This window comes from Flavobacterium sp. AG291, from assembly GCF_003350375.1.
Lineage (GTDB): Bacteria > Bacteroidota > Bacteroidia > Flavobacteriales > Flavobacteriaceae > Flavobacterium > Flavobacterium suzhouense.
The window spans coordinates 101,175-118,816 of the sequence record NZ_QQAR01000003.1 but is presented as its reverse complement, the minus strand read 5'-3'; the positions used below and the strand labels follow the sequence as shown (position 1 = coordinate 118,816).

Annotated in this window: 25 protein-coding genes; 13 read left to right on the top strand and 12 right to left on the bottom strand. The window is 37.4% G+C overall.

Annotated features, from left to right (window positions below):
• Positions 1–176 precede the first annotated feature (176 nt).
• Positions 177–629 carry a thioredoxin-dependent thiol peroxidase gene (gene bcp, locus DEU42_RS04615; RefSeq protein WP_114757117.1) on the bottom strand — a complete coding sequence of 151 codons (453 nt, stop codon included), beginning with the start codon at positions 627–629 and terminating at the stop codon, positions 177–179.
• Between the two features lie 440 nt (positions 630–1,069).
• On the opposite strand from bcp, the gene DEU42_RS04605 reads away from it, so the two are divergent.
• Positions 1,070–1,741: an endonuclease III domain-containing protein gene (locus DEU42_RS04605; protein WP_114757115.1), complete on the top strand. Its 672-nt coding sequence runs from the start codon at positions 1,070–1,072 to the stop codon at positions 1,739–1,741.
• A gap of 17 nt (positions 1,742–1,758) precedes the next feature.
• Here the strand turns inward: DEU42_RS04605 and DEU42_RS17510 are convergent, their stop codons facing one another.
• The 6 genes from DEU42_RS17510 to DEU42_RS04580 all read right to left on the bottom strand — a co-directional run bounded on the left by DEU42_RS17510 (position 1,759) and on the right by DEU42_RS04580 (position 5,319).
• Complete coding sequence (locus tag DEU42_RS17510; protein ID WP_169520437.1) at positions 1,759–1,905, bottom strand: hypothetical protein; 147 nt, start codon at positions 1,903–1,905, stop codon at positions 1,759–1,761.
• 51 nt (positions 1,906–1,956) lie between these two features.
• Positions 1,957–2,541 (bottom strand): RNA polymerase sigma factor, encoded by a 585-nt coding sequence (locus tag DEU42_RS04600; RefSeq protein WP_114757114.1) that lies wholly within the window; start codon positions 2,539–2,541, stop codon positions 1,957–1,959.
• A 232-nt stretch (positions 2,542–2,773) separates the two neighbouring features.
• A complete protein-coding gene (locus tag DEU42_RS04595) occupies positions 2,774–3,241 on the bottom strand; it encodes a DUF1905 domain-containing protein (RefSeq protein ID WP_114757113.1) in 468 nt (155 codons plus the stop codon).
• A gap of 110 nt (positions 3,242–3,351) precedes the next feature.
• Positions 3,352–4,242, bottom strand: coding sequence for an LD-carboxypeptidase (locus tag DEU42_RS04590; RefSeq protein WP_114757112.1), 891 nt, complete (start codon positions 4,240–4,242; stop codon positions 3,352–3,354).
• Between the two features lie 142 nt (positions 4,243–4,384).
• Positions 4,385–4,822 (bottom strand): DinB family protein, encoded by a 438-nt coding sequence (locus tag DEU42_RS04585; protein WP_114757111.1) that lies wholly within the window; start codon positions 4,820–4,822, stop codon positions 4,385–4,387.
• Between the two features lie 59 nt (positions 4,823–4,881).
• Positions 4,882–5,319, bottom strand: a complete 438-nt coding sequence (locus tag DEU42_RS04580; protein WP_147278062.1) for a hypothetical protein — start codon at positions 5,317–5,319, stop codon at positions 4,882–4,884.
• 8 nt (positions 5,320–5,327) lie between these two features.
• Here DEU42_RS04580 and uvrA point away from each other — a divergent pair, with 8 nt between their 5' ends.
• The 7 genes from uvrA (at position 5,328) to DEU42_RS04545 (ending at position 11,713) form a co-directional block, all read left to right on the top strand.
• Positions 5,328–8,117 carry an excinuclease ABC subunit UvrA gene (gene uvrA / locus DEU42_RS04575; RefSeq protein WP_114757109.1) on the top strand — a complete coding sequence of 930 codons (2,790 nt, stop codon included), beginning with the start codon at positions 5,328–5,330 and terminating at the stop codon, positions 8,115–8,117.
• A 237-nt stretch (positions 8,118–8,354) separates the two neighbouring features.
• The gene (locus DEU42_RS04570; RefSeq protein WP_158537852.1) at positions 8,355–8,756 is read left to right on the top strand and encodes an SseB family protein; all 402 of its coding nucleotides are present in this window, start codon (positions 8,355–8,357) and stop codon (positions 8,754–8,756) included.
• Positions 8,757–8,872: 116 nt separating this feature from the next.
• Positions 8,873–9,196, top strand: coding sequence for a hypothetical protein (locus tag DEU42_RS04565; protein WP_114757107.1), 324 nt, complete (start codon positions 8,873–8,875; stop codon positions 9,194–9,196).
• On the top strand, positions 9,193–9,786 hold the full coding sequence (locus DEU42_RS04560; protein ID WP_114757106.1) for a hypothetical protein: 594 nt from the start codon (positions 9,193–9,195) through the stop codon (positions 9,784–9,786). Before DEU42_RS04565 ends, DEU42_RS04560 begins: the two co-directional genes overlap by 4 nt.
• Before the next feature lie 114 nt (positions 9,787–9,900).
• Positions 9,901–10,227, top strand: a complete 327-nt coding sequence (locus DEU42_RS04555) for an ArsR/SmtB family transcription factor (RefSeq protein WP_114757105.1) — start codon at positions 9,901–9,903, stop codon at positions 10,225–10,227.
• A 2-nt stretch (positions 10,228–10,229) separates the two neighbouring features.
• A complete protein-coding gene (locus DEU42_RS04550; protein WP_114757104.1) occupies positions 10,230–10,706 on the top strand; it encodes an SRPBCC family protein in 477 nt (158 codons plus the stop codon).
• Positions 10,707–10,810: 104 nt separating this feature from the next.
• The gene (locus tag DEU42_RS04545; RefSeq protein ID WP_114757103.1) at positions 10,811–11,713 is read left to right on the top strand and encodes a hypothetical protein; all 903 of its coding nucleotides are present in this window, start codon (positions 10,811–10,813) and stop codon (positions 11,711–11,713) included.
• Positions 11,714–11,745: 32 nt separating this feature from the next.
• Here the strand turns inward: DEU42_RS04545 and DEU42_RS04540 are convergent, their stop codons facing one another.
• The 3 genes from DEU42_RS04540 to DEU42_RS04530 form a co-directional block, all read right to left on the bottom strand.
• Positions 11,746–12,642 carry a DUF4421 family protein gene (locus tag DEU42_RS04540; protein ID WP_114757102.1) on the bottom strand — a complete coding sequence of 299 codons (897 nt, stop codon included), beginning with the start codon at positions 12,640–12,642 and terminating at the stop codon, positions 11,746–11,748.
• Between the two features lie 180 nt (positions 12,643–12,822).
• A complete protein-coding gene (locus DEU42_RS04535; protein ID WP_114757101.1) occupies positions 12,823–13,257 on the bottom strand; it encodes a hypothetical protein in 435 nt (144 codons plus the stop codon).
• Entirely contained in the window at positions 13,244–13,696 is a 453-nt protein-coding gene (locus DEU42_RS04530) for a Panacea domain-containing protein (protein ID WP_114757100.1), read from the bottom strand. Before DEU42_RS04530 ends, DEU42_RS04535 begins: the two co-directional genes overlap by 14 nt.
• Positions 13,697–13,879: 183 nt before the next feature.
• On the opposite strand from DEU42_RS04530, the gene DEU42_RS04525 reads away from it, so the two are divergent.
• Entirely contained in the window at positions 13,880–14,818 is a 939-nt protein-coding gene (locus DEU42_RS04525; RefSeq protein ID WP_114757099.1) for an IS1595 family transposase, read from the top strand.
• Positions 14,811–15,026 (top strand): hypothetical protein, encoded by a 216-nt coding sequence (locus tag DEU42_RS04520; RefSeq protein WP_114757098.1) that lies wholly within the window; start codon positions 14,811–14,813, stop codon positions 15,024–15,026. The genes DEU42_RS04525 and DEU42_RS04520 overlap by 8 nt, the downstream gene beginning before the upstream one ends.
• 274 nt (positions 15,027–15,300) lie before the next feature.
• On the opposite strand, the gene DEU42_RS04510 is transcribed toward DEU42_RS04520, so the two are convergent.
• Together DEU42_RS04510 and DEU42_RS04505 are read right to left on the bottom strand one after the other, a co-directional pair.
• Positions 15,301–15,870, bottom strand: coding sequence for a hypothetical protein (locus tag DEU42_RS04510; protein WP_114757096.1), 570 nt, complete (start codon positions 15,868–15,870; stop codon positions 15,301–15,303).
• Positions 15,871–15,918: 48 nt separating this feature from the next.
• A complete protein-coding gene (locus DEU42_RS04505; RefSeq protein WP_114757095.1) occupies positions 15,919–16,143 on the bottom strand; it encodes a helix-turn-helix domain-containing protein in 225 nt (74 codons plus the stop codon).
• Between the two features lie 119 nt (positions 16,144–16,262).
• Here DEU42_RS04505 and DEU42_RS04500 point away from each other — a divergent pair, with 119 nt between their 5' ends.
• The 3 genes from DEU42_RS04500 (at position 16,263) to DEU42_RS04490 (ending at position 17,640) form a co-directional block, all read left to right on the top strand.
• Positions 16,263–16,676: a hypothetical protein gene (locus tag DEU42_RS04500; protein WP_114757094.1), complete on the top strand. Its 414-nt coding sequence runs from the start codon at positions 16,263–16,265 to the stop codon at positions 16,674–16,676.
• A gap of 435 nt (positions 16,677–17,111) precedes the next feature.
• A complete protein-coding gene (locus tag DEU42_RS04495; protein ID WP_114757093.1) occupies positions 17,112–17,357 on the top strand; it encodes a CRISPR-associated endonuclease Cas2 in 246 nt (81 codons plus the stop codon).
• A gap of 40 nt (positions 17,358–17,397) precedes the next feature.
• Positions 17,398–17,640, top strand: coding sequence for a hypothetical protein (locus tag DEU42_RS04490; RefSeq protein WP_114757092.1), 243 nt, complete (start codon positions 17,398–17,400; stop codon positions 17,638–17,640).
• Positions 17,641–17,642 lie beyond the last annotated feature (2 nt).

Below are 17,642 nucleotides of genomic sequence, written 5' to 3'. Positions count from 1 at the left end.
AACCAGTAAAACACGAAAAAATAAAGGGAAGCATTGCTTCCCTTTTTGTATTTAATCTGTTTTGTCATTTCGAGCGAAACGTAGTGTAGCCGAGAAATCTCAATAATAAAAACACACCCCTAACCCCTCTCAAGAGGGGAAAAGCTTCACTCATACCCTAAATTTAGCATATATTGTTACTTCAATATCTGCCCAGCGTGTTCTTTAGTCTTCACTGCTGTTATTACCTCATCAATAATTCCATTTTCATCAATTACAAAAGTGGTACGGTTAATACCGTCAAACAGCCTGCCCATAAACTTTTTAGGCCCCCAAACACCAAACGCATTGATAACGCTCTTGTCCTCATCAGCAAGTAATGGGAATGGCAGCTGGTATTTATCCTGAAAGCTTTTTTGTCTTTTGGCGCTGTCAGCGCTTACGCCCAGTAGTTCGTAATTCTGCGCCTGAAAGCGATGGTAATTATCGCGAAGGTCACAGGCCTCGGCAGTACAGCCGGGTGTGCTTGCTTTAGGGTAAAAGAAAACTACGAGTTTCTTTCCTTTATAATCGGCTAATGTATGTGTTTTGCCATCCTGGTCAACGCCCGAAAAATCAGGCGCTTTATCTCCTTTTGTAAGTGTTGTCATAAGTATATATTTTAAACCTTAATAGCTTTATAATTTATTGTTGATTCCTTTTAAATAATAATATCAGAGCCCAAACCTGAAATGCAGATACTATTAAACTTATTGTCCCATTTATCGGACTTAACTGAAAATCTTGCTTTATGAAAGGTAAATTAAATAATGCCAAAATAATACTAACTAGCATAAAATATTTTATCCATTGAACTCCAATTCTAACAAGAACACCAATTACTATCACTATTGCAAGCGATATAACACTAATTAATAATAGTGAATCATTAGATCGTATATCAGGAGAAAGTAAAAGATTAACGAATCCTAAAAGTGCTGATAAAAAAATAAGGTTTGATGATTTATTACTCTGATTAGTTGTTTTTGTATGCATATCAAAATTTGATTCTTTTCAAAATGTATATTTGTAACACAAAACTACATCAAAAATGACCAAAGCGCAAAAGGTACAGTTCGTAATGGACACCCTTGACGAAATATACCCAACGATTCCCATTCCGTTAGACCATAAAGACCCTTATACCCTGCTTATCGCGGTACTGATGAGTGCACAGAGCACTGACGTTCGTGTAAATCAGATTACGCCATTATTGTTTGCCAAAGCTGACAATCCATATGATATGGTAAAGTTAACGGTAGATGAGATAAGAGAAATAATAAAACCTGTTGGGCTTTCGCCAATGAAGGCCAAAGGCATACATGGTTTATCTGAAATACTGATTGCAAAACATAATGGTGAAGTGCCACAAAGCTTTGAAGCACTGGAAGAACTGCCTGCCGTAGGCCACAAGACAGCAAGCGTTGTCATGAGTCAGGCGTTTAACGTACCCGCTTTTCCTGTAGACACTCATATACACCGACTAATGTACCGCTGGGGATTCACTAACGGTAAAAACGTGGTACAGACCGAGAAAGATGCCAAACGTCTTTTCCCGGAAGAAAAATGGAATGAACTTCACCTGCAGATCATCTGGTACGGACGTGAATATTCACCGGCACGTGGCTGGGACCTGAAGAAAGACATTATTACGGCAACCATAGGCCGCAAGTCGGTTTTAGAAGAATACGAAGCCGCCAAAAACAAAAAAACCTCCCGTTAATCAGCGGGAGGTTTTTCTTAATTAGCGATATTCTCGTATGTACCGTTTGACGTCTTAACTACTTTTAAAGCCTTTGAATAATTAAGTATAAAATCGATCGTTTCTTGTTTAGGTAACATTTTTGGAGCTTCCGCTAATTTCTTTTTAGAGTAAAGTTTTGCCATGTATAGGTTGTTATGTTTCCCTATAGAACGCAAAGAAGCTCTTTATATTGTTTAATTGGTTAAAATTATTTTATTTTTTTCGATAACCTTTCTTAAGTTCATAAGCGCATACCTCATCCTTCCAAGGGCAGTATTGATGCTAACCCCAGTTAAATCAGCTATTTCCTTAAAACTTAAGTCCTGGTAAATACGCATTTGAAGCACTTCTTTCTGATCGTCAGGAAGTTCCTCGATAAGGCGCTGAAGGTCGTTTTCCACCTGTTCTGTAATAATCCTGTTCTCGATGTTAGGACTATTATCTGTCATAATAGAGAAAATAGAGAACTCTTCTGTTTCACGGAACATTGGCATTTTTTTGTTCCTCCTGAAATGGTCAACGATAAGGTTGTGCGAAATACGCATTACCCACGGCAGGAATTTACCCTCCTCATTATACGAGTTAGATTTCAGTGTCTTGATTACCTTGATAAAAGTATCCTGAAAGATATCATCAGCAATATCCCTGTCAGTTACCTTAGAATAGATAAAACCGTAAATTTTTGATTGGTGTCTGCTGATTAGTGTAGCAAGAGCGTTTTCGTCTCCATCTACATAGTTTTTAACCAGAACAGCGTCGGGGATTACAACATTAGCCATAGCAAATACTTTTTAATTGTTTTTTTGAATTTGGTTTCGGTAAAACAGAACTGGGTTCTTTAAAAAGTAATTTTTTGTATAGGCAGTGTTAATTTTGAATTAATTATAAGCCAAATATAATATAAATAAAATTTAAAATGCAAGAGTTATTGCAAATTTTAACATAATTAGCACAATAATTTTCAAAACACAACAGATAATTCAGTGTTTTAGACTTAGAGCAAAACAATTGTTAAATTATTCGTTCCCTGCGTTTTAGCTTAAAAATTGTTTTAACAATCCTTTCCTTAACAGTTTCCTCACGCTTTGCAGAAAAAATCCATTTTATGCACATACGCTGTTCCCATTTTCTGTATCCTTTAAAGATTTCGAATACACCTTCTTCCATTAATCGTTGCTTAAAATCTTCGGGAATCTGAAAAACACCCGTGTCCCTGTATAAAGTAATATGAACTGTATCGCCTTCCTCCTTGTCTATTGCTTTACGAATCTCTGCTTTAACCGCCATCATAAGCACACCCTGAAACGACATCAGCGTTACATCACTTACTTCATAATTATCAATAGTACCCTTTACTTTTACGACTCCAAAAGCAGCCTCGGGGTCTTTGGGTATCTCCGGCAGCAAAACATACGTCCACCCTCCCTTTCCGGGAAAGCGTTCGAGTTGGTATTTCTTATCGGTTAAAAGTGTTTCCATGCAATTATTTCAGATGTATCTAACCACTAAGCACACAAAGAATTACACTAGGTTCACAAAGCTTTGTGTTCTTTGTGTTTCTTCGCTTTGTGGCCTTTGTGGTTAAAAAATTAGATAAACTCGTAATTAACAGTAGCTCCGCTATTCTTAATCCTAATATTTCTTCCCAAAATAATTGCCCTGTTGTCGCTGATATGACCGGATGGGAAGCCGAAGTATACCGGACAATCGAAATGTTCCAGTGTGATTTGCCTATCATTCCTGCCAAAAGGCAAGGTAGCCTCTTTGATGTCGACCATACTGCCAACGATCACAGCCTTAAGACCTGACAGCTTCCCTGCTCTTTTCAGAGAAAGAAGCATGCGTTCGTAATGATACAGGTATTCGTCGATCTCTTCTATAAAAAGGATTTTATCTGTCGTATCAATATCGGTAACAGAACCCAACACAGAATACAACATCGACAGATTACCCCCAACTAGCGTACCTTCAATTATATCTCCGCTATTGTTTTCTGGCAATGCAGGGATTTCATAGCTAAGGCTTTCGCCAAAGAGTGCCTTTCGGATACTTTCGGATGATTCCGGCGTACTCCCGGGCATGCCCTGTAGCATTACCGCATGTAGTGTCTGAATCCCAAAGTTATGTACATGGGAATGCAGCATCGTAATATCGCTATACCCTACAAGCCATTTCGGGTTGGCTTTAAAAGCCGTCCAGTCGATGCTATCGATGATACGAAGTGTACCGTAGCCGCCTTTGGTAAAGAAAACAGCCTTTATCTCCGTGTCGTCCAGCATCTGCTGAAGGTCATACAGGCGTTCTTCATCCGTACCGGCAAGATAGCCATCAGATGAGAACGCATTACGCCCAATTACAGGCACTAGTCCCCAGTTGTTCAGTACGCCAAGGGCATCATTTATTTCGTGTGGTTCACAACGTTTTGCGGTACTCACTATCCCGACCTTATTGCCGGATTTTAGGTATGGTGGTGTTGTCATTTTATTTTTATAATTGAACGCGGATGACGCAGATTTGGGCGGGATAGTCACGGATTCATTTCCGCTATGCTGAGAAATCCGCGTTAATCAGTCAGATCCGCGTCATCTGCGTTTCATATTATCAGATTAAAAAATATTTATTTTATTCTAAGTCAATCCCTGCCTGCCTCAAATGATGCTCCATGTGCACAACATAATCAGCAATAAGCCATTGTAAAGTTATATTATTTTCTCCGCCGTTGTTGCATTCACGCAGCATATCGGCCTCGGGGATGCGTTTTACGACCTCGATAAGGTGCTGGTTATAATTCGCCCAGAAACTTATCACGTGTTCCTTATCCATATCCTGGTAACAGCTTGCGTTATTCCAGTTGTTCTGAGCGTAAGTTATCTTAGGCACGTCTTCAAACTGCGCCCTCACAAATCGGTGGTGGTTATTGGTCGCGCTGTCTATCAGGTGACCGATAATCTCTTTTTTGCTCCATTTTTCAGGTGCGGGCTTATTGCTAAAATCAGCATCAGGAATCGTCCTGAGCTTATCAGGAATGGTATTTATGAGGTATTGCAGGCGGTTGAGCATGAATTATTAATATTTAAACGAAAGTATGAAACGATTCTGACTATTAGGGTTGAGTAAAGCTAGCCCTCCTCAGCCTTTAAAAAGACAATCCATTCATTAAGAAGCTCTTTCATATCCTCAATCCTGATTTGAAGTAAATCATTTATAATTATAAATGGCGGATGGATTTCAATAGAATTATCATCTATAGCATCTGAAGAAAATATTTTTTCAAAGTATTCATTATTTAACACTCTATCAATTTGATCAATAAGTGATTTGCTCAACGTAATATTGAATCTGTTTAAAACCTGAAGTTCACTATATTCATCAACAATTTCTCTTCTGCAAATTTTTACAATTGTTTTATCCTCATTCTCCCAATTCAGGAAGCTCAGTCCATATTGTTCTTTCTTAGTCATATCCAAATATAAGAAATCTCTCTCTTCATAAATAAAAATCCCTTTCATTTCCCTTAACAAAAATCTGCCTGTAAATCCGTATCTTTGCCTATTCAATTTTTGCCATGATAAAGACCGATTTTTCTAAATTAGAACCTAAGAAAAACATACTTATAAAAGGTGCGCAGCTGCACAACCTTAAGAACATAGACGTTGCCATACCCCGTAACAAGCTGGTGGTGGTAACAGGCCTGTCGGGTTCGGGTAAATCGAGCCTCGCGTTCGATACCCTTTATGCCGAAGGCCAACGCCGCTACGTGGAGAGTTTGTCGTCGTACGCGCGCCAGTTCCTTGGCCGTCTCGACAAGCCAAAGGTGGAATACATCAAGGGTATTGCACCTGCAATCGCCATTGAGCAGAAGGTAAACACCACCAATGCCCGTTCTACCGTAGGGACAAGCACTGAGATCTACGATTACATGAAGCTGCTTTTTGCCCGTATCGGGCGTACCTTCTCGCCGGTTTCAGGGCGTGAAGTAAAAAAGCATACCGTTACCGACGTAATGGACGAGGTTAAGGCTTTCGAAGCCGACAGCCGTTGGTTACTGCTTTCTCCCGTGCATATCGAGAAAGGCCGTACGCTTGACGAAAAGCTTGGCGTATTGCTGCAACAGGGTTTTGCCCGTGTGCTCGTAGATAACGAAACCAAACGTCTTGACGAACTTCCGGGGGCCGATTTAGCAAACAAAGAAGTATTATTGATTGTCGACCGTTTAGTTGTGAAAGACGAAGAGGAATTTTACAACCGACTTGCTGATGCGGTTCAGACGGCTTTTTATGAAGGTAAGGGCGAACTGTATCTTCAGGATGTGGCAACCGGCAACCGACTTTCATTCAGCAATAATTTCGAACTGGATGGCATAACCTTCCCTGAGCCTAACGTACACCTGTTCAGCTTTAATAATCCATATGGAGCGTGCCCTGCCTGTGAAGGTTACGGCAGCATCATAGGTATTGATGAGGAATTGGTTGTGCCAAACACCGCGCTTTCGGTATATGAGAATGCTATTTACCCTTGGCGTGGCGAGAGCATGGGCTGGTATCGTGACGAACTCGTTAAGAACAGCCATAAATTTGACTTCCCTATCCACAAGCCGTATTTCCAGTTGTCGGAAAGCGACAGGCAACTGATTTGGACAGGTAACAAATACTTTACCGGACTGAACGATTTCTTTGCCGAACTGGAAGAGAAAAACTATAAGATACAAAACCGCGTGATGCTGTCACGCTACCGCGGAAAGACCAAATGTCCTACCTGTAAAGGCAAACGCCTGAGACCGGAGGCAAACTATATTAAAGTAGGCAACCACACTATTTCTGACCTGGTTGACCTGCCTATCAAAAACCTGGCGGATTTCTTCCTTGCTTTGGAACTGACCGATTTTGAGCAGAAAGTTGCAAAACGCCTTTTGATAGAGATCAACAACCGCGTGAAATTCCTTCAGGAGGTTGGACTGGATTACCTGACACTGAACCGTCGTTCGGCGACGCTTTCGGGTGGTGAGTCGCAGCGTATAAACCTTGCGACTTCTATGGGTAGCAGCCTTGTGGGTTCGATGTATATACTTGATGAACCGAGTATCGGGCTTCACCCTAAAGATACCGAAAGACTTATCAAAGTATTGGAAGGACTTCGTAATCTGGGTAATACCGTTATTGTGGTTGAACACGATGAGGACATCATGAAAATGGCCGACATGATCATTGATATTGGTCCTGAAGCAGGTACGTATGGTGGTGAACTGGTAGCCCAGGGTACGTATGACGAGATCCTGAAATCAGACTCGCTAACCGCCAAATACCTGAACGGTGAGCTTGAGATCAGCGTTCCGAAGACACGCCGCAAGTTCAAGAACCATGTGGATGTTATTGGCGCACGCGAAAACAACCTGAAGAACATCGACGTAACATTCCCGCTGGACTGCCTTACCGTGATTACGGGAGTTTCGGGCAGTGGCAAAAGTACGCTCGTAAAAAAGATATTATTCCCTGCCATGCAGAAACAGCTTGAGGGTGTGGGCGAAAAGGCAGGGCAATTTACCGAACTGCAGGGCAGCTATGGACACATCAAGCATATTGAGTACGTAGACCAGAATCCAATCGGGCGCAGTTCACGTTCAAATCCGGTGACGTATATTAAGGCGTATGATGACATCCGTGACCTGTTTGCGAAGCAAAAGCTATCGTCGATTCGTGGTTACCAAAGCAAGCATTTCTCGTTTAACGTAGACGGCGGGCGTTGCGAAACCTGTAAAGGCGAGGGCGAAGTAACCATAGAGATGCAATTTATGGCCGATGTGCATTTGGAATGCGAAACCTGTAACGGTAAACGCTTCAAAAAAGAGGTGCTTGAAGTGACTTTTGAGGGCAAAAACATCGATGATATACTGACCATGACCATTGACGATGCCGTGGCATTCTTCAGTGAACATAAGCAAACGAAAATCATGACCAAACTACAGCCGCTACAGGATGTTGGTTTGGGTTATGTACAATTGGGGCAGTCCTCTTCTACACTTTCCGGTGGTGAGGCGCAACGTATCAAGCTGGCGTCGTTCCTTGTTAAAGGAGCTACTAAAGAAAAAGCCCTTTTCGTATTTGATGAGCCAACTACCGGTCTGCATTTCCACGATATTAAAAAGCTACTGGCTTCGTTTGAAGCATTACTGGACAAAGGTCATTCGATAATTGTTATCGAGCACAACCTTGACCTTATCAAGTGCGCTGACTACATCATCGACATAGGTCCCGAAGGTGGTGAAAATGGCGGTCACTTAGTGGCTTTCGGTACGCCGGAGGAAGTCGTTAAGAATCCTAAATCGATTACGGGAGAATATCTTCGAACCAAGTTATAGAGTTTAGGGTTCCGAGTTCCGAGTGGCTTACTCTTACGTTTTGTCATTGCGAGCGTAGTGTAACGAAGCGTGGCAATCTGACGCTGAAGCAGAATGGACGAGGTAATCTCTTTTAGATTGCTTTGTCGTACCTCCCTGCCTATACCGGCAGGCAGGCTCGCAATGACGAAAAACTTCTTATAAACACATACAAGCCCTGTTCTTAACCGAATGGGGGTATTAAATAAAACAAAATCAATGAACCCAAACAACACAAAACTTTTAGATTTAATAAATACCTACTACAAGCAGGAAGGCAAAGGCAACAGTTACCAAAATGTAATCCTGGAGCTTATGAATGGTAGCTCAATGCTGTTGCTGCCTTCTGCCAATGATACGCCGGAAGAACGAAAAGCCCTTACGGAAGCCGGACATACCAAGACACTAAAGCTAAGTAGTGTATTTAATCACGACGGCATTCGTACACTATGCGTGTTTACAGATGAAGAAACTTTATCTGACTGGGCTAAGAAACCAATGCCTTATAAAATGCTCGCTTCAAAAGACGTGCTTCAGCTATGTGAAATGAGTTCGATACACAGGATCGTAATCAACACCGGAACACCCACCATATTTGTTTTAGAGCAAAGCAAAAAGTAAAATATATAAATCCCCATTCTGAACCAATGGGGATTTTTTTTGTTTGTAAGAGAACTATTAAATCATTTAATTTGAAAAACATTAAGGAAGCAGGATATTATTAAAGTTTAATCAATATGAGCATAAATGAAGATTTAGAATTACAGGAAAAATTGCTTAAAGACGAAATAGCATCATTACCTAAGCAAAAATGGAAAATCTTAAAATTTATCACTATAGGTATTATTTCCCCTTTCATTCTTCCTTTTATGCCAATGAGACGCTCAAAAATCAACATGGCTTCTGAAGAGAATTATTGGAGCGCATTTATGATTTTTGGTGTCGCTTCAGCAATTTTGACGCCTATAGGATGTTATCTTTACATCAAAGACATAAACTACAAGATATACAGTGCAGAATTTGATTTGGAACAAATCAGAAAAAAAATGAACGAAAAATGAAATTAGAGCTAAAGCAGAGATGGCTATTTACCAAATACAATTTAACCATATTCGATTCTAAAGTCTTATATCAATCTTCAAAATTCGGAAATAAAACAGAAGTCTATATCCCTTATGAAGAATTGACAAACTTTAAAGAATCGCATTATTTTAATAATACACCATCTATCATAGGTATGTGCTTAGGTATTTTTGGTGCGCTGGTTTGCCTAATACCAACAGATGAACCGGCAGATCCTTCCGCTTCTTTATTTTATGGTATCATATTCCTTATTGCACTGTGCGTGTATTTTATTACCAAAGAAAAAGTATGGAAGATTCGTTTACAAAATGGAACTTATATATTTCTTTTCAAAAACATTCCTAATGAAAAACAGGTAGATCAATTTATAGATACTCTTTTTGAAACGAGAAAAAAATATTTAAAAGACACCTATCTCTTCATTGAAAAAAATATGCCTTATGAAAGCCTACTGAACAATTTCATCTGGCTAAAAAAGATTGAAGCGATAGACAATGAAGAATTTGAATTCAATAAGACTGAACTCAATAAAGCTTTTAATGTCGAAAAAAGGAAAATAGGTTTTTAAAACAACTGAACAGTAAACATAAATCCCCCATTCTTAACCGAATGGGGATTTTTTTATGTTAAAAATTTGCGCAAGTAAATACTTGCATATATATTTGCAAACAAATACTTGCATATGGAATTACGACGCGACCCTTTTCACGCAATAGCCGACCCTACACGTAGGCAGATCATTGGTATGCTGGCACAAAAGCCACAGAACCTTAACAGCCTTGCTGAACAGTTCGACATGAGCCGTCAGGCTATATCACTTCATGTGAAGATACTTAATGAATGCGGCATCATTACCATAAACCAGATTGGCAGGGAGCGTATATGCCATGCAAAGCTCGAAAAACTCGAAGAGGTATCTGCCTGGGTAAGCCAGTATAAAGAATTCTGGACAGAACGCTTTGCAGCATTGGAAAAACATTTGGAAACAATCAAATCAAAATCGAAATAGTTATGAATGCAACAACAGAACAAGTGTACATCACTTACGAATTCAACGCTCCTGTGAAAATGGTATTTGATGCCTGGACACAACCCGAACAGCTACTGCAATGGTTTGCCCCAACCGGCTGCGACCTTAAATTTGAGAGCATAGACGTTCGCAAAGGAGGTTCTTTTCACTCGTGTATCAGCAATCCGGAATTTGGCGATTGCTGGTGTAAGGGCACCTACCTTGACATTGATTACCCTAACAGGCTTGTCTTTACTATGGAAGTTGCCGATGCCTCAGGCAAAAGCATTTCAGCCATAGATGCCGGTATGGATGCCGAATGGCCTGACAGCACCACCGTTGATGTAACCTTTACCGAAAACAACGGAAAAACAACAATAGAGCTGAGACAAACGGTATCGGAAGCTTTGGCTAAAAAGACCGGTGCCCACCCAAGCTGGATACTGATGCTGGACAGGCTTCAGGAACTTTTAAAATAATCATCATTATCATCAATCAAAAAGCGAAAAGCCTCATCGTATGGATGGGGCTTTTTTTGTAAAAGAAATTCTGCGTTACTTTGTCAATACAAATCAATTAAAAAATGCAAAGACAACTAACAATTTTTCTATTTCTTATAGCACAATTAGTTTTAGGACAGGATAATCAATATGTAAAAATTCCAGGAACCGCATATAGCCTAATACCTCCTGATGGATTTAAACTTTCGTCCAACTTTGCAGGTTTTGAAAATCTTAGAAACGGAGCATCTATAATGGTAAATGATCTTCCTGCGCCTTATCAGCAAATTGTCAATGCATGGACTCCTGAGGCTTTAAAAACAAAAGGAATGGATTTAACGAGTAAAGAGATTGTTGACATCAACAATTCAAAAGTAACTTTATTCCATGTTACCCAGCCTGCCAATGGAACTCAGTATTTAAAACAGATACTTGTTTTTGGTAATGAAAATAAAACAGTTATAGTTAATGGAATCTACCCTGAATCAAGTAAGGATATAGAAGCGTCTGTAAAGAAAAGTATACTTACTATTAAACAAGAGGCAACATTAAATAGTAATCCTGAAGAGAGTGTAAAATTTACTATCGATGTATCAGGTACAGGATTTACATTTACAAAAAATATGTCAGGAACATTGCTTTACACTATGGATAGTCTAATGCCGTCAGATAGGCCTACTTTACTAGCCGGAAATTCGTTTGGAAATATTATTACTGAGAATAAACAAGATTATGCGGAAGAACGCTTAAAAAAAATACCAGGAGCAGTAAATATTGAAATAAAATCTTCAACTAGAATAACTATTGATAATCTTCAAGGCTATGAAATCATAGCTGAAGATCAAATAGGAAGTGATTCTATTTTACTTTATGAAATAATATTATTTGACAATACAGAATATTATATTATTATTGGTAAGGCTAAACAAAAATCCAACTTACTGGAAATCTACAAAAAAACAGCTAAGACATTTAAACGTAAATAAAGCTCCATATGGAGTGGATTTACAATCCGTACTTAAAAAACCCTGTCAAAATGCTTGACATAGGTAATCTGTAAGTTTACCGAGGTAAGACTAAAACTGTCGGAGATGTAATATACCAGCTTGTTATTTACGATAAATGACATACCAATACCCCAACTGTCTTTATGGTATCCGGCACCGCCACGGGCAAAGGCTGTGGGGTACAATTTTATCTTGCCATCTTCGAGTACGTTAACCTCATTTCCGGCATTGACCCCTACAGTCGCCATACCGGATAACAGCCAGTGTTTGTCAATTACCCAGGAATGGCCATAACCGGCATTAACACCCAACTGAAAATTGTTTACGCTATTTTTTGTTGCTCCAAAGGTATCTTCAAGGCGTAATTTATAATGATAGGCACCACCTCCTATCAGAAAACTCCCGGCAGACTTCAGTTGCTTTTCTGTTTGCTCCAAAGCTGCCTTTGTGGAAAAGCGGTCGTGGTTAAAAACGTAGGTGAGCTCTCCCCCTATCAGTTGTACCGAGGTATCAGGGTATAACGTTACATTGTCATTATCATCGTCGTTATAAAAGCCTTTGTATTGTTGATAGAACAGGTCAACAAGGAATTTCCGTCCGTAATTATGGATCTGGAAATCAACCGACTTTGTTTTCCCTAAATCTTTTTCGACAGGAAACACCCCAAAACTCGAACTCAGGTTTATAACGGTATTCTTTACGGAAAATCCAACGCCCAAACGGGTAGGATTATTGGGAGAATAGCCTTTTTTGTTATGCTCTATCTCTATCCCGCTTTGGGAAACAAAAGCCTTTACCATCATCTTTTGAGGGTATTGCGCTATGTAGGCTGTATCAACAGTTGACTGACCAAATGTATTTTGGCAAACAATAAATGTAATAAGTAAAGTGGTAATCCTGAAAAGCATTGTAAGTAAGGAATGTGATAGGATAACGGGGGATTTAGAGGTTTGTTGTAAGATTAGCGTGAATTCAATATATAATGATATATGGAACACACACCCCTATCCCCTCTCAAGGGTAACTATATACCAGGTTACAGTAAATGATTAATAAAAATAAGCCTCGATATTTGAGGCTTATTTTTATTAGTGTTTATAGACTGAGAATTTGTTATCAATAAAAATTACATGGCATATAAATCTATCTCTATGGATTAAGAATGGCTTTTTGCCTTGAAATCTTAATGATAAAAGATAATTTACATCGTCAGTAATAAATTCAGGACATTTTACCTTTAAACTATTCACCTCAATTTTTTCACTTCCCATTCCATGTCTATGAGTCCTTTCAATTTCATCCCAAGTCATCTGACTTAGCCTAACTATTTGTTCTAAAAGACTAACTTTTTCATCAGCAGTGCATTCATTTAAATTATGGTCAGGATGGACATGTTTAAAACAAAAAACTGGATGTTTATGGTCAGGCATAGAAATCCTGTTTTCTGTTGGTGGAGTATGGTTAAACCCCTTCTGCGCCTGTTGAATATGGTTAAATCTGGCTTTCCCTTTATTCTTCGCCATCTTCTTTAATCACAATTGTCTTAAAGTACTCTAACAATAAATCATCTGTTATTTCTTCGCTCATTTCTACTGAATTCCAAGGGGATTCATTATGTGTAAAATTCATTAGAGCTATGGCAGAAAATTGGCCGAAATAATCATAAACCATTTTGATTACATCTTTCTCATTGTCGTTTAAACCAGATGTATCAATAAGTTGGTCAAAATTAATTGTTTGGTTACCCCTGTCTTTAAATGCATGGTAAACATCTGGGACAACGGGTCCGTATTGCCATTTTTTTATCCCCTGTTCAAACATTCTTGAACCATGTAAAGCTAAGTACGTTCCTTGTACATAGTAAAGAAGCTTTTGAAGCTTCATATTGGTCATGTCATTATTATCAGGATTCTGTGAAGCCAAATCTATAAGACAATCTGCAATATATAAAGCGTTATGCATATAAGATAGTTTGTTCAAATATAATCTTTTACAAAGATATGTAAATTATTAGATGTAATCTATTACATAAATATCCTATTAAACTTTAATTGCAGTAATAAAATAAAAATTAGTTCTTTTTTACAGTAAATAATTTGCTTAACTGTAAATAAGTTCTATATTTGTACTGTAAATAACCAGGCAATGAAAATTTTTAACGACAACATCAAATCAGTTATTCAACTTATACAGGCATTCCCAACTGAACAATCATGTATTGAACATCTTGAAGCAATCAGATGGAATGGAAATGTTGTAAGCCCTTTTGATAAAACTTCAAAAATTTACAAGTGCAAGAATAACCGATACCATTGTAAGTCTACTGGTAAATATTTCAACGTGAAAACCAACACGATTTTTGATAACACAAAGATTGAATTACAAAAATGGTTTTTAGCTATCTGGATAGCAACTTCACACAAAAAAGGAATCTCATCTCTTCAATTAAGCCGTGATTTGAATATTACCCAAAAATCAGCTTGGTTTATGCTTCAAAGAATTAGGAACTGTTTTGATATCAATGGCGACGATATGGCTGATAATTTAGTTGAAGTTGATGAAACTTATGTTGGCGGTGAGAACAAGAATAAGTCATTATCAAAAAGAAAAGAACTTCATAAAAATGGTATGCAAACTGGTGGCAATCACAAACAACCTGTATTAGGAATATTAGAACGTGGTGGCTCTGTAAAAGGATTTGTAATTGATAAAGCAGTTGGGAACATTATTAAGCCAATAATGTACAATAACATAAAAGAATCGGCATATATAGTTACGGATGGTTTTGGGGCATATAAGGATATACATAAACACTTTCATGGACACATGAAGGTAATGCATGATAAGAAAGAATATGTTAGATATGAACATTTCCATACAAATACTATTGAAGGATTCTGGAGTTTATTAAAACGTGGTATTATCGGTATTTATCATTTTGTATCAAGGAAACACCTGCAGAAGTATGTTAATGAATTTTCATTCAGGTATAATACCAGAAAACAAACCGATTGTTTACGATTTAATTTATTACTTTCGAATATTGAAAACCGTATAACATATAAACAGCTTATCAATGGGTAGTGGTGTAATAAATATTGATGTCCTAGTTGAGCTAGTAAAGGCTTCAAACAGTTGGGATGATTTTAAAAATAATGTTGAGAATTGGAGCAAGCTATCAAGTTTGACTGTTATAAACGAAGAACCAAAAGAGGAAGAATTATCCGATTTTAATAAGAAATTGAAGCAGGGACTTGAATGGAATCCTAAAGAACATAAAAAGAAAAAATAATAAAAAGACCTCCGGTGATCGGAGGTCTTTTTATTTACAGAATAATAACTTTTAATACTGAATTTTTATTCTGTAAGACATATTTAATTATATGAATACTATTAATCAATATATAATAAAACTACGTAATAAAATCGATTTAAAGCTCCGCGAGCTTAATTATGAAAAGGATATCCATAGAAGGCAAAGACTTCAAAAAGAATTACAGGCTCTAAAGCTCAAAAAGGAAATTGCGGAGATAAGGAAAAAAATAAAGCAACTAGAGCAATGAAAATTATTTTAATTTAGATTTGTCCAGTTTCACTAAAAAACAGTCTCTAATTTGATGAAAAGGAACTCCTTGGTTTCTTAAAATGTTCATTCTGAAAGTTACTGTAGTGTCTAGTTTATAATTTGTAAAAGAATCTAAGTTTGTAGGATTTAAATCTTCTTCATTAAAAAGTCCAGAAGTACTAGGTCTATTTCTTTGTCCGACTTGATTATATATCATCGCCCTAAGTTCAATTACCTCTTGCCCTGCTAGTTGATTTTCTAATTCGGCAATTATTGAATTTTTTTGTTCCTCTGTAATTTCCGTTATACCTGAGGCTAACAACATCAAGTTGTTTTGAATCAAATCTTTTTGTATCTGATTCATTAAGCTCTCGGCATGAGACCTTTCTCTCATACAGGCAAAAACGGGTAAAACAAATTCGTTCTCGTTATCATCCGTTTTTATATTTATTGAGAAATGGTACCAGTGTGCGAACTGCTGTTCAAAAGCATCTAGAATATTGAATACAAACATCCTGAATTTATGTTTTAGATTTCTAAAAATTTGTTTTAACTCATATAGAATTTTCATAGTTTTTTACTTAAAATAAACTATGAAGTACAAGAAGTAAAGATAGATTTATATTTTATATAATTCAGATGCTTCGACACCTAGGGCTTTTGCTATTAGGATAAATTTATCAATACCCATAATCTGCTTTCCTGCCATATATCTCCTTAAAGCTTCGATGTCTAAATCGGCATCATGAGCTACGTGCCTAACCTTTAGATTCTTCTCTTTTATAATAGCTTTAATATTAGCTCCAACATCTTTGACAGATTGAGGAATCTCCTTCTTTCTCATCACTTACCATTTAATTATGAAAAATAGAAGTAAGTAGTCATAAAAATAGTAACGTATAAATCCAGTCATATTAATCTGTTTTTTATACATTTGCTCATCAAACTTAAAATCTACTTATTATGAAAAGAGCTCTACTGTATTTGTTTATGGTCACAGGCTTAATAGCTTGTAGTGATGACACAAGTGAACCGACTAACACAAATACTCCATCTACTAACAAAGCCATATATGTGAAGGTGTTATATAATTTACCTGAAAATCATATTTGGATTGAAAAGAAATCTGATTCAAACGGATGGAATCGTCTTGGAGATGATAACAGCCCTCACGGTTTAGTTAAATCTGGTGATTTAATTCGAGTGAGATATACTTTAGGTGGTGATGCTGTAAATAATGGAACAAATACGGATGAAAACGTTTGTATGCAATATAGGATTGAGAGTTATGGTAATCAAGGCCAATGGAGTGATGTCGAATGTAAGAAGACGGTAACAGCAAATGAAATAATCCTTGATAATATACTTATACCATGAAAGATAATGTCGGTAAATTAATCCCTATAATCTGTGTAGGGCTTTTGCTTTTATATTTAGGCTCTTTATATATTAAAGCAACAAATAATGCTGAGATTCCACTGCAGGAACAACAGATGCAAACTAGTAGTTCTGAATCATACGATAGTACCAGTCAATCTTATGAAAAGAGTAAAACTTGTTCATGGTGTTCAACGCAATTTACGGGTGTACATTATACTCATTTAGGTAGGATGTCGGATTGTACCAGTACTTATGATGATAATTCTATTGGTAAATATTGTTCGTTAAAATGCTGCAATGATTCGAGAAAAAAGTCTTGCCCTACATGCCCATAGTATTTTATCAACCAACTAAAAATCAGGTATTTTTACGTATATACAACAAATCCGTTATTTGTATTTTTGAGGAATAACCCCCTAATCTAGATTTAAGATGCCAATGTTTTTTATTAGTTACGATTTACGTAAACAACGAAATTATCAAACGCTATATGATGAATTAGAAAGGTATGATGGCGTAAGAGTTTTGGAATCCGTATGGTGTATTAAAGTAAATGCTGAATACGAAAAAGTAAGAGATTATTTTAGACAATATATAGATGTAGATGACGGAATACTTGTTATAGAAGCTACTGCATGGGCAACATATAATACAGATAATTTGCCTTTGGATTTTTAATGATACTTAGGTTTAAAGGTTAATCATAAAATAACATACAATGAGTGCAAAAAAATCATCACCTCCAGTAACAAAAATAGCATCTAGTGTTTTAAAGGACCCTAATTCTTCTCATATAGCTAAGCAATTGGCTGGCTCAGTTTTATCACAGGCAAACACAAATAACCAAACAAGTGAGCAAATGGAAAGAATAGCATCAAAAGCTCTACAAAGTGATAAATATAGTGAGACTACAAAAACTTTGGCTGGCTCAGTGCTTTCACAATCAAATGGTAAAGAATAAAG

Coding starts and splice junctions, on each gene's coding strand:
- bcp (WP_114757117.1), bottom strand. CDS start 629: ATGACAACACTTACAAAAGGAGATAAAGCGCCTGATTTTTCGGGCGTT.
- DEU42_RS04605 (WP_114757115.1), top strand. CDS start 1,070: ATGACCAAAGCGCAAAAGGTACAGTTCGTAATGGACACCCTTGACGAA.
- DEU42_RS17510 (WP_169520437.1), bottom strand. CDS start 1,905: ATGGCAAAACTTTACTCTAAAAAGAAATTAGCGGAAGCTCCAAAAATG.
- DEU42_RS04600 (WP_114757114.1), bottom strand. CDS start 2,541: ATGGCTAATGTTGTAATCCCCGACGCTGTTCTGGTTAAAAACTATGTA.
- DEU42_RS04595 (WP_114757113.1), bottom strand. CDS start 3,241: ATGGAAACACTTTTAACCGATAAGAAATACCAACTCGAACGCTTTCCC.
- DEU42_RS04590 (WP_114757112.1), bottom strand. CDS start 4,242: ATGACAACACCACCATACCTAAAATCCGGCAATAAGGTCGGGATAGTG.
- DEU42_RS04585 (WP_114757111.1), bottom strand. CDS start 4,822: ATGCTCAACCGCCTGCAATACCTCATAAATACCATTCCTGATAAGCTC.
- uvrA (WP_114757109.1), top strand. CDS start 5,328: ATGATAAAGACCGATTTTTCTAAATTAGAACCTAAGAAAAACATACTT.
- DEU42_RS04570 (WP_158537852.1), top strand. CDS start 8,355: ATGAACCCAAACAACACAAAACTTTTAGATTTAATAAATACCTACTAC.
- DEU42_RS04565 (WP_114757107.1), top strand. CDS start 8,873: ATGAGCATAAATGAAGATTTAGAATTACAGGAAAAATTGCTTAAAGAC.
- DEU42_RS04560 (WP_114757106.1), top strand. CDS start 9,193: ATGAAATTAGAGCTAAAGCAGAGATGGCTATTTACCAAATACAATTTA.
- DEU42_RS04555 (WP_114757105.1), top strand. CDS start 9,901: ATGGAATTACGACGCGACCCTTTTCACGCAATAGCCGACCCTACACGT.
- DEU42_RS04550 (WP_114757104.1), top strand. CDS start 10,230: ATGAATGCAACAACAGAACAAGTGTACATCACTTACGAATTCAACGCT.
- DEU42_RS04545 (WP_114757103.1), top strand. CDS start 10,811: ATGCAAAGACAACTAACAATTTTTCTATTTCTTATAGCACAATTAGTT.
- DEU42_RS04540 (WP_114757102.1), bottom strand. CDS start 12,642: ATGCTTTTCAGGATTACCACTTTACTTATTACATTTATTGTTTGCCAA.
- DEU42_RS04535 (WP_114757101.1), bottom strand. CDS start 13,257: ATGGCGAAGAATAAAGGGAAAGCCAGATTTAACCATATTCAACAGGCG.
- DEU42_RS04530 (WP_114757100.1), bottom strand. CDS start 13,696: ATGCATAACGCTTTATATATTGCAGATTGTCTTATAGATTTGGCTTCA.
- DEU42_RS04525 (WP_114757099.1), top strand. CDS start 13,880: ATGAAAATTTTTAACGACAACATCAAATCAGTTATTCAACTTATACAG.
- DEU42_RS04520 (WP_114757098.1), top strand. CDS start 14,811: ATGGGTAGTGGTGTAATAAATATTGATGTCCTAGTTGAGCTAGTAAAG.
- DEU42_RS04510 (WP_114757096.1), bottom strand. CDS start 15,870: ATGAAAATTCTATATGAGTTAAAACAAATTTTTAGAAATCTAAAACAT.
- DEU42_RS04505 (WP_114757095.1), bottom strand. CDS start 16,143: ATGAGAAAGAAGGAGATTCCTCAATCTGTCAAAGATGTTGGAGCTAAT.
- DEU42_RS04500 (WP_114757094.1), top strand. CDS start 16,263: ATGAAAAGAGCTCTACTGTATTTGTTTATGGTCACAGGCTTAATAGCT.
- DEU42_RS04495 (WP_114757093.1), top strand. CDS start 17,112: ATGCCAATGTTTTTTATTAGTTACGATTTACGTAAACAACGAAATTAT.
- DEU42_RS04490 (WP_114757092.1), top strand. CDS start 17,398: ATGAGTGCAAAAAAATCATCACCTCCAGTAACAAAAATAGCATCTAGT.